Here is a 9,154-nt window from a genome sequence, read left to right as displayed (position 1 = left end):
GCGGCATCGTCGTGATCATCATCCTGGTCCTGATGATCACCGCGACGCACTACAACAACGCGGGCACCGTCTGGCTGATCATCTTCGCGGCCATGGTGCTGATCGCCCTGGTCTGGGACCAGCAGCGGCGTCGCAACCTCTGGCGCAAGTAAGACTTCGGTAACCCCGACAGACCTGCCGGGACGCGACGCGCGGACCTAGCGTCCACGGCATGCGCCGCCGCACGCTCGTCCTGCTCGTCGCCGCCGCCGTGCTCATCCCGGTCGGTGCCTGGGCGGCGTACTGGTTCCAACCCTGGAAGCTGCTGACGAACGACACCGTGCACGACCGGTTGCCGGCGGTCGCCGCCGCCGACGTCACCACCCCATCGACACCCGCGAGTCGACCCGTCGGCCGGCCCGCGGCTCCCCCGGCCACCCGCGACACGCTGCTCGCACGCGGCCGCCTGATCAGCCACGAGCACGACACGTCCGGCACGGTGAGCGTCGTCCGCCTCGCCGACGGACGCCGGGTGCTCGCCATCGCCGACCTCGACACCAGCGAGGGCCCGGACGTTCACGTGTGGCTCACCGACCAGCGGGTCACCCCGGGCGGCTGGCGCGTCTTCGACGACGGCTGGCACGTCGACCTCGGCGGCCTCAAGGGCAACCACGGCGACCTCGTCTACGCGATCCCCCGGGACGTCGACCTCGGCCGCGCCCGCAGCGTCACGATCTGGTGCGATCGCTTCGACGTCTCGTTCGGCGCCGCCGCCCTCGTCCGCGTCGGTTAGACAGCCTTCTCCTGGAGGCCCCACGGCGAGCCGTAGCCGTCGGCGAGCAGCTCGAGGAAGGGGTCGGCCGGGAACGACTCCGGACCGAGCACGCCGGCACCCGACCAGACCCCGGAGTGGATCAGTTCGAGCGCGACGATCGGGTTGACCGCCGTCTGCCAGACCACCGCCTGCGACCCGTACTCCTTCATCGACCACTCGTTGTCGACCACGTGGTAGAGGTACGTCGACCGCGGCGTGCCGTCCTTCCCGAGCCCGCGCACCCACAGCCCCGCGCATGTCTTGCCGGTCATCCGGTCACCGAGCGTCGCCGGATCGGGCAGGCAGGCGGCGACGACGTCGCGCGGCGACACCTCGACGCCACCGACACGCACCGGCTTCGTCGAGTCGAGCCCCAGCTTGTGCAGCGTCTTCAGCACGCCGATGAACTCGTCACCCAGCCCGTACTTGAACGTCACCCGCTGCGCGTCGATCCACCGCGGGATGAGCAGCACCTCTTCGTGCTCGACGTTGACGCACTCGACCGGCCCGATGCCCTCCGGAAAGTCGAACACCTCGGGCTCGCTGAACGGCTCGGTCGTGAACCAGCCGCGCTCCTTCTCGTACACCACCGGCGGGTTCAGGCACTCCTCGATCGTGGTCCAGATCGAGAACGACGGCGCGAAGTCGTACCCCTCGACGACGAGGTTCGCCCCGTCGCGCACGCCCGCCTCGTCGATCCGGCTGAAGAGGTGATCGGCGGCGTAGCGCGCGAAGACGTCGGCGAGCCCGGGCTCGACACCCATGCCCACCAGCGCGATGCCACCGCTCGCCTCCCACTCGGACGCGAGCGCGAACTGCTCGTCGCCGAGCTTGACGCCGGGCATCCGGTACGGGTCGGACGCGTGCGGCGACGAGAGTGACATCGCCATGTCCAGGTAGTGCACGCCCGCCTGCAACGCCGCCCGGAAGATCGGCATCGTGAAGCGCGGGTCGGTCGCGCCGAGCACCGCGTCGAAGCGCCGCTGCTGCAGCAGTTCGACGATCGCGGCCTCGTCCGACGCGTCGAGCCGGACGGCCGAGAACCGCTCGTCCCGGGTCGCGTCGGCCGCCCGCTGCGCCCGCAGCTGGTCGTAGTCGGCGAGCACGACCTCGGTCACGAACGGGCGGCGGGCGGCGATGAGCGCGGCGGCGGACCCCACGCCGCCGGCACCGAGGATGAGCAGACGCATGCCGGGCACTCTAGGCTAGGGACGACGGAAAACAACGGTCCGCCGTCCGAAACACCACGGAAACCCTTGCCAGGTAGCTCTACAGCTGCGATAAACGCACTGACCCGATCAGGATGGAGAGCTGATGACCCGGACCGTCGCGCCGCCACCAGACCACTCGACCCCCGGCCTGACCGGCCAGAAGGGTCTCAAGTCGGGCGCCCTCGGACTTGTCTCGTCGGTCGTCATCGGCGTCGCCTCGACCGCCCCGGCGTACAGCCTGGCGGCCACCCTCGGGTTCATCGTCGCCTTCGTCGGCATCCAGTCGCCGATCATCGTCGTCCTCGCCTTCGTGCCGATGCTGCTGACCGCCATCGGCTACCAGCAGCTCAACAAGGCCGACCCCGACTGCGGCACCACCTTCACCTGGGCCACAAGGGCGTTCAACCCCACGACCGGCTGGCTGGGCGGCTGGGGCATCATCGCCGCCGACCTGCTGGTGATGGCGAGCCTCGCGCAGGTGGCCGGCCAGTACGTCTTCCTGCTCTTCAACGCCGACGGCATCGGCGGCGACCCGACGAGCGGTTGGGTGCTGCTCGTCGGCTGCCTGTGGATCGTGCTGATGACCTGGATCTGCTACGTCGGCGTCGAGCTGTCGGCGAACATCCAGAAGGCCCTGCTCACGATCGAACTGATCATGCTGCTGGTCTTCTCGATCGTCGCGCTGGTCAAGGTCGGCACCGGCAACGGCGTCGCGGGCTCCGTCACCTTCTCGTGGTCGTGGCTCAACCCGTTCGACGTCCCCGACTTCTCGTCCTTCGTCCGCGGCCTGATCCTGATGCTGTTCATCTACTGGGGTTGGGACAGCGCCGTGTCGGTGAACGAGGAGACCGAGGACGCGACCCGCACCCCCGGCCGGGCGGCCGTCATCTCGACCGTCCTGCTGCTGATCACCTACGCGCTGGTCACCATCGCCGCACAGTCCTTCGCCGGTGTCGGCGACAAGGGCATCGGCCTCGGCAACAGCGACAACTCCGGCGACGTGATCTCGATCCTCGGCAAGGCGGTGTTCGGCAGCGGCGCGCTCGGCACGACCCTGTCGCACCTGCTCATCCTGATGGTGCTCACGTCCGCGGCCGCATCGACGCAGACCACGATCCTGCCGACGGCGCGCACGTCGCTGTCGATGGCGACCTACCGCGCCATACCGAAGGTCTTCGCCAGGGTGCACCCGCGCCACCTCACGCCGAGCGTGTCGACGCTGGCCTTCGGCGGGATCTCGATCCTGATCTACGCCGTGCTGAACTACACCAGCAACGCCCAGAGCGTCATCGCCGACTGCGTCACGGCGCTCGGCATGATGATCGCGTTCTACTACGGGCTCACCGCCTTCGCCTGCGCGTGGTACTACCGCCGCGACGCGCGCACGCCCGGCGACCTGATGCTGAAGATCGTCCTGCCGACCCTCGGCGGCGTGATCATGTTCGGCGCCCTCGGCTGGAGCCTCCGCGACGCCTGGCTCGCCCCGAGCGACGTCAGCGCGAGTTACACGGGCTGGCACCTGCCGTTCTCGCCGCACTGGACGATCGGTGGCGTCTTCCTCATCGGTGTGGGCACCTTCGTCATCGGGGTCGTGCTGATGTTCGTCGCCCGCGCCACGTCCGCCCGCGCCTACTTCCGCGGCGAGACCTTGAACCGTGACACCGCCACCCTCGTCCCGGACGTGTACTGACCATGGACGAGATCTCGCTGGCGATCATCGAGCAGCTGCAGGAGGACGGCCGCCGGCCCTACGCCGCCATCGGCAAGGCGGTCGGCCTGTCCGAGGCTGCCGTGCGCCAGCGCGTGCAGAAGCTGATCGACACCGGCGTGATGCAGGTCGTCGCCGTCACCGATCCGATGCAGCTGGGCCGTGCACGCCAGGCGATGATCGGCATCTCGGTCAACGGCGACATCGAGATGGTCGCCGAGCAGCTGGCCAAGATCGACGAGGTCGACTACATCGTCATCACCGCCGGCAGCCACGACCTGATCGTCGAGGTCGTCGTGCAGGACGATCAACATCTGTTGAGCCTGCTGAACACGAAGATCCGCACCATCGAGGGCGTCGTCCGCACCGAGACGTTCGTCTATCTGAAGTTGGTCAAACAGACCTACAACTGGGGCGCTCGCTGAGCGCCTCCTGACCGCAGGAGAATCCCGTGACCACCCCCCAGTTCGCCGATCGGTTCGCCCACGGCTACGACCACGACGCCCTGTCGGCGTCGGCGCGCGAACACCTCTGGATGCACTTCACCCGCATGTCGGGCTACCGTCACGTCCCTGTGCCGACGATCGTCCGCGGCGACGGCGCGCGCATCTGGGACGCCCGCGGCAAGAGCTACCTGGACGGGCTGGCCGGGCTGTTCGTCGTCCAGGCCGGGCACGGCCGGCAGGAACTCGTGCAGGCGGCCGCGAAGCAGGCCAGCGAGCTCGCCTTCTTCCCGCTGTGGTCGTACGCGCACCCGCAGGCGATCGCGCTGGCCGACCGGCTGGCCACCCTCGCGCCGGGCGACCTCAACAAGGTCTTCTTCACCACCGGCGGCGGCGAAGCGGTCGAGACGGCCTGGAAGCTCGCCAAGCAGTACTTCAAGCTCACCGGCAAGCCGATGAAGCACAAGGTGATCAGCCGATCGATCGCCTACCACGGCACCCCGCAGGGCGCGCTGTCCATCACCGGCATCCCGGACGCCCGCAAGTGGTTCGAGCCGCTGGTGCCCGGCGCGCACAAAGCCGCCAACACCAACTTCTACCGCGCGCCCGAGCACGGCGACGACCTCGAGGCCTTCGGCCGGTGGGCCGCCGACGAGATCGACCGCGCGATCGAGATGGAGGGCCCCGACACGGTGGCCGCCGTCTTCGTCGAGCCGGTGCAGAATTCCGGCGGCTGCTTCCCGCCGCCGCCCGGGTACTTCCAGCGGCTGCGCGCGATCTGCGACAAGCACGACGTGCTGCTCGTCTCGGACGAGACGATCTGCGCCTTCGGCCGGCTCGGCACCACCTTCGCCTGCGACAAGTTCGGCTACGTGCCGGACATGCTGACCTGCGCGAAGGGCATGACGAGCGGCTACTCGCCGATCGGCGCGTGCCTCATCAGCGAGCGCATCGCCGAGCCGTTCTACAGCGGCGCCGACTACTTCCCGCACGGCTACACCTTCGGCGGCCACCCGGTGTCCGCGGCGGTGGCGATGGCCAACCTCGACATCTTCGAGCACGAGCGGCTCAACGAGCACGTGCTCGAGCACGAAGGCGCGTTCCGCGCGACGCTCGAGCGGCTGTATGACCTGCCGATCGTCGGCGACGTGCGCGGCGACGGGTACTTCTACGGCATCGAACTCGTGAAGGACAAGGCGACGAAGGAGACCTTCGACGACGACGAGAGCGAGCGGCTGCTGCGCGGCTTCCTTTCCAAGGCGCTGTTCGACGCCGGGCTGTACTGCCGGGCCGACGACCGGGGCGACCCCGTCGTGCAGCTCGCGCCGCCGCTGATCATCGGCCAGCGCGAGTTCGACGAGATCGAGGGCATCCTGCGTGCGGTGCTGACGGAGGCATGGAACAGACTCTGACCTCGTGACGACTGCCGCTCCCGATCCCGACACCGCCGCCGCAGCGCTCGCCGGCCGCGCCCATCGCGCCACCGACACGCTGCACTCGTTGATCTACTTCGTGCCGGAGGCCGACGAGGAGTTCTCGGCCGTGGGGCTGCGTCCCGGGCGGATGCACTACTTCGCGAGCCGATCGGCCCCGATGGGGCCGGTCGGCGCCGCGGTGACCGCGGCGACCTTCCACAACTTCAACCCCGCACTGGTGGCGAAGTACATCCCGCGCGCGTGGACGCTGGCGAGCATCGACGACATCCTCGCCGCGCGGCTGCGGGTGGTCGACCGCGCGTACCGCCGCCTCGGCCTGCTCGAGCACGCGGCCGAGATCGACGAGCTCGCGCAGTTGCTGCGCGAGGCGGCCGGCGACCTGCCGGTCGAGGGCCGGCCGCTGTTCGCCGGCCACGCCGAGCTGGCCTGGCCCGACGAGCCGCACCTGGTGCTGTGGCACGCCGTGACGCTGCTGCGCGAGTACCGCGGCGACGGCCACATCGCCGCGCTCGTCACGGCCGGGCTGTCCGGGCTCGAGGCGATCATCACGCACTGTGCGACGGGCCGCGGCATGACCGTGGCAGCGGCGCGGCACCTGCGCGGCTGGAGCGAGGACGATTGGGCGGCGGGTGAGGCCGGGCTGCGCGAGCGCGGCCTGCTCGACGGCAGCGAGCTCACCCCGGCCGGGGTCGAGCTGCGCGCCACGATCGAGGCCACGACCGACCGGCTCGACACGGCCGCCTGGTCCCGGCTCGGCGAGCAGCGCACGCTGCGCGCGATCGAGCTGGGCAAGCAGTTGAGCCGCGAGGTGGTCGCGACCGGCGTCTTCGGCAGCGGCGTCTTCGGCCGCTGAGCGGTGCATGATCGACACCCGTCCCGACCGGCTGCAGGCGGTCGGGACGGGTGTCGATCACGGCATCGACCGGCCGGTTTGTCGCGCGCCCGGCGTGGGCATCGAGCGGGTATGACGCACGACCAGCCCCCGCGCCGCCGCTACCTGCTCTGCCCGCCGACGCACTTCGCGGTCGACTACAGCATCAACCCGTGGATGGACCCGGCCGGCCCGGTCAGCGCCGACCGCGCCGTCGCGCAGTGGCGGGGTGTGCACGACGCGCTGGTGCGGGCCGGTCACGAGGTGCTGCTGCTCGAGCCGCAGCCGACCCTGCCGGATCTGGTGTTCACCGCCAACGGCGGCATCGTCATCGGCGACCGCGCGCTCGTCGCCCACTTCCGGCATCCGCAGCGCGCTGCCGAGTCGGTGCTCGTCGCCGCCCGGCTCGCCGAGCTCGGTCTCGACGTCCACACTGCCGAGCACGTCAACGAGGGCGAGGGCGACTTCCGGCTCGCCGGCGACATCGTGCTCGGCGGCCACGGGCTGCGGTCGGAGGCGGCGGCCGTGCGCGAGGTGGCCGACTTCTTCGACCTGCCGGTCGTGCCGCTCACCCTCACCGACCCGCGGTACTACCACCTCGACACCGCACTCGCCGTGCTCGACGACGACACGGTCGCCTACCTGCCCGAAGCGTTCGACCCGGCGAGCCGCGGCATCCTGCGCGACCTGTTCCCCGACGCGATCACCGCGAGTGCGCAGGACGCCGCCGTGCTCGGCGTGAACATGGTGAGCGACGGACGCACCGTGCTGATGTCGGCCGAGGCGCCGGACCTGGGCGCCCGTATCGCCGAGCGCGGGTTCACCGTCGTCCCGCTCGAGCTCGACGAGCTGCGCAAGGCCGGCGGTGGCGCGAAGTGCTGCGTGCTGGAACTGCACCAGCAGCCCGCCGGCACCGCCGACGACACGGTCGTCGCCGGCGGTGCGCTCACCGCCGGGTGAGGGTCAGCCGTCGCCGCCGCCGTGCGGCTGGACGTGCTTGACGTAGTCCCACGCAGCCTTCGCGCCGGAATCGCCGATGCGGTAGAGCCAGATCAGGGCCAGGACGACGACCACCACGCTCAGCACCGACAGCACCGGCTGGGCCCACTTCGGCAGCGTGCGCGCGGGCAGCACCGCCGTCGCCGTCGCTGTCGCCCCCGCACCCGAGCCGCCGTGCTCGCCGGCACGTGCCTCGGCCTTCGGCGCGAGCAGCGGCACCGACTCGCCGTCGACGTAGCGTCCCGCCGCCCACACCGCGACCGACACCAGGAACAGGGCCGCGGCGAACGGCAGCAGCTGGTCGCCCAGTTCCGTGTGGTCGTGCACCAGCTGACTGTCCGGTACCCGGTGCTGCAGCCACTCGCCCGCGCTGGTGGTCAGCGGTACGAACACCAGCGCGACGAAGGCCAGCAGCGGCGTCACGATGCCGAGACGGCGCCGGGCCTTCGGCGAGAAGACGTGCAGCAGGAGCGCGATGCTCGCCAGCGGGATCATCACCACCACGACGTGCAGCAACAGGACGTGCGCGGGCAGGCCGTTCAGGGTGTCCATGCGTCTCTCTCTCACGTGCGGGGGTTCGCAACGAACTACGTCACCGACCACCTTCCCGGTTCACCGCAGTGGCGCGCCGCGCACGTGGTCGAAGATCAGACTCGTTTCAGTCAACGCCACATCAGGGTCGCTCGACAGGTTCACGACCACGAAGTTGCGCAGGTCCTCGGTGTCGTGCGCGGCGATGTGCACGAGGAAGTCGTCGGCGCCACCGAGGAAGAAGACGTTGAGCACCTCGGGCAGCGTGGCGATCGACGCCATGAACGCCGGGATGTGGCCGCGGGCGTGCGACTGCAGCCGCACCGCGATCATCGCCTGCAGGCCGCGTCCGAGGGCGGCCGGGTCGACGTCGGCGTGATAGCCGCGGATCACCCCGCTCTCGCGCAGCGCGCGGACGCGGGCCAGGCACGTCGACGGCGCGATGCCGGCGGCCTCGGCCAAGGCGTTGTTCGGCATGCGCGCGTCCTCGGCGAGCAGGGTCACCAACGTGCGGTCGACGTCGTCCAGCGGCCGCCGAACTTCCTTCGCCCGTGGCGCCGCGGGAACGGTCGCTGCCGAACCTCGTCGCGTCGGACGCGGCGTCGACGAAATCTTCTGCGGAGGGATGGACCGCTCACCGTGCATTCGTCCATGCTGGCACGCACACGACACGCAGAGAAGGGCGGTCCCCCGCGATGAAGGTCGGCATCCCGCGCGAGCTCAAGAACCACGAGTACCGGGTCGCGATCACGCCCGCCGGCGTGCACGAACTGGTGCGCCACGGCCACGAGGTCTTCGTGGAGCACGAGGCGGGCGTCGGCTCGTCCATCCCGGACGAGGACTACGTGGGCGCGGGCGCCAAGATCCTCGACACCGCCGACGCGGTGTGGGAGACCGCCGAGCTGGTGCTCAAGGTGAAGGAGCCGATCGCCGAGGAGTACCACCGCATGCGCAAGGACCAGGTGCTGTTCACGTACCTGCACCTCGCCGCCGACCGCGCCTGCACCGACGCCCTGCTCGCCGCCGGCACCACCGGCATCGCCTACGAGACCGTGCAGCTGGCCGACAACAGCCTGCCGCTGCTCGCGCCGATGTCCGAGGTCGCGGGCCGCCTCGCACCGCAGGTGGGCTCGTACCACCTCATGCGCCAGGGCGGCGGACG

10 protein-coding genes are annotated in these 9,154 nt (G+C 70.3%); 7 read left to right on the top strand and 3 right to left on the bottom strand.

Annotation, left to right across the window (positions count from 1 at the left end; all coding sequences use genetic code 11):
* Window positions 1-211 precede the first annotated feature (211 nt).
* On the top strand, window positions 212-772 hold the full coding sequence (locus ACTHMS_RS19570; RefSeq protein ID WP_440308339.1) for a DM13 domain-containing protein: 561 nt from the start codon (window positions 212-214) through the stop codon (window positions 770-772).
* On the opposite strand, the gene ACTHMS_RS19565 is transcribed toward ACTHMS_RS19570, so the two are convergent.
* Window positions 769-1,983: a saccharopine dehydrogenase family protein gene (locus ACTHMS_RS19565; protein ID WP_440308338.1), complete on the bottom strand. Its 1,215-nt coding sequence runs from the start codon at window positions 1,981-1,983 to the stop codon at window positions 769-771. The two genes, ACTHMS_RS19570 and ACTHMS_RS19565, sit on opposite strands and share 4 nt — an antisense overlap.
* 124 nt (window positions 1,984-2,107) lie before the next feature.
* On the opposite strand from ACTHMS_RS19565, the gene ACTHMS_RS19560 reads away from it, so the two are divergent.
* From ACTHMS_RS19560 to ddaH, 5 genes are all read left to right on the top strand, one after another.
* Window positions 2,108-3,694: an APC family permease gene (locus ACTHMS_RS19560; protein WP_440308337.1), complete on the top strand. Its 1,587-nt coding sequence runs from the start codon at window positions 2,108-2,110 to the stop codon at window positions 3,692-3,694.
* A 2-nt stretch (window positions 3,695-3,696) separates the two neighbouring features.
* On the top strand, window positions 3,697-4,137 hold the full coding sequence (locus ACTHMS_RS19555; RefSeq protein ID WP_440308336.1) for an Lrp/AsnC family transcriptional regulator: 441 nt from the start codon (window positions 3,697-3,699) through the stop codon (window positions 4,135-4,137).
* A 26-nt stretch (window positions 4,138-4,163) separates the two neighbouring features.
* Entirely contained in the window at window positions 4,164-5,567 is a 1,404-nt protein-coding gene (locus ACTHMS_RS19550; protein WP_440308335.1) for an aspartate aminotransferase family protein, read from the top strand.
* A 4-nt stretch (window positions 5,568-5,571) separates the two neighbouring features.
* Window positions 5,572-6,444, top strand: a complete 873-nt coding sequence (locus ACTHMS_RS19545) for an SCO6745 family protein (RefSeq protein WP_440308334.1) — start codon at window positions 5,572-5,574, stop codon at window positions 6,442-6,444.
* Window positions 6,445-6,555: 111 nt separating this feature from the next.
* Window positions 6,556-7,422 carry a dimethylargininase gene (gene ddaH, locus ACTHMS_RS19540; RefSeq protein ID WP_440308333.1) on the top strand — a complete coding sequence of 289 codons (867 nt, stop codon included), beginning with the start codon at window positions 6,556-6,558 and terminating at the stop codon, window positions 7,420-7,422.
* A gap of 3 nt (window positions 7,423-7,425) precedes the next feature.
* Here ddaH and ACTHMS_RS19535 read toward each other — a convergent pair whose 3' ends face one another.
* Both ACTHMS_RS19535 and ACTHMS_RS19530 read right to left on the bottom strand, forming a co-directional pair.
* On the bottom strand, window positions 7,426-8,013 hold the full coding sequence (locus ACTHMS_RS19535) for a hypothetical protein (protein ID WP_440308332.1): 588 nt from the start codon (window positions 8,011-8,013) through the stop codon (window positions 7,426-7,428).
* Window positions 8,014-8,073: 60 nt separating this feature from the next.
* A complete protein-coding gene (locus tag ACTHMS_RS19530) occupies window positions 8,074-8,637 on the bottom strand; it encodes an Lrp/AsnC family transcriptional regulator (protein ID WP_440308331.1) in 564 nt (187 codons plus the stop codon).
* A 50-nt stretch (window positions 8,638-8,687) separates the two neighbouring features.
* Here ACTHMS_RS19530 and ACTHMS_RS19525 point away from each other — a divergent pair.
* The coding region (locus tag ACTHMS_RS19525) for an alanine dehydrogenase (protein ID WP_440308330.1) at window positions 8,688-9,154 on the top strand (467 nt) is incomplete at its 3' end.

This window comes from Jatrophihabitans sp. (genome assembly GCF_051960575.1).
Taxonomy (GTDB): Bacteria; Actinomycetota; Actinomycetes; order Mycobacteriales; family Jatrophihabitantaceae; genus JBQCEE01.
This window is presented reverse-complemented; position numbering and strand designations above follow the sequence as displayed.

Excerpts from the sequence above, each read along its gene's own strand:
- ACTHMS_RS19565 (WP_440308338.1), bottom strand. The coding sequence starts at position 1,983 with ATGCGTCTGCTCATCCTCGGTGCCGGCGGCGTGGGGTCCGCCGCCGCG.
- ddaH (WP_440308333.1), top strand. The coding sequence starts at position 6,556 with ATGACGCACGACCAGCCCCCGCGCCGCCGCTACCTGCTCTGCCCGCCG.
- ACTHMS_RS19555 (WP_440308336.1), top strand. The coding sequence starts at position 3,697 with ATGGACGAGATCTCGCTGGCGATCATCGAGCAGCTGCAGGAGGACGGC.
- ACTHMS_RS19560 (WP_440308337.1), top strand. The coding sequence starts at position 2,108 with ATGACCCGGACCGTCGCGCCGCCACCAGACCACTCGACCCCCGGCCTG.
- ACTHMS_RS19530 (WP_440308331.1), bottom strand. The coding sequence starts at position 8,637 with ATGCACGGTGAGCGGTCCATCCCTCCGCAGAAGATTTCGTCGACGCCG.
- ACTHMS_RS19570 (WP_440308339.1), top strand. The coding sequence starts at position 212 with ATGCGCCGCCGCACGCTCGTCCTGCTCGTCGCCGCCGCCGTGCTCATC.
- ACTHMS_RS19535 (WP_440308332.1), bottom strand. The coding sequence starts at position 8,013 with ATGGACACCCTGAACGGCCTGCCCGCGCACGTCCTGTTGCTGCACGTC.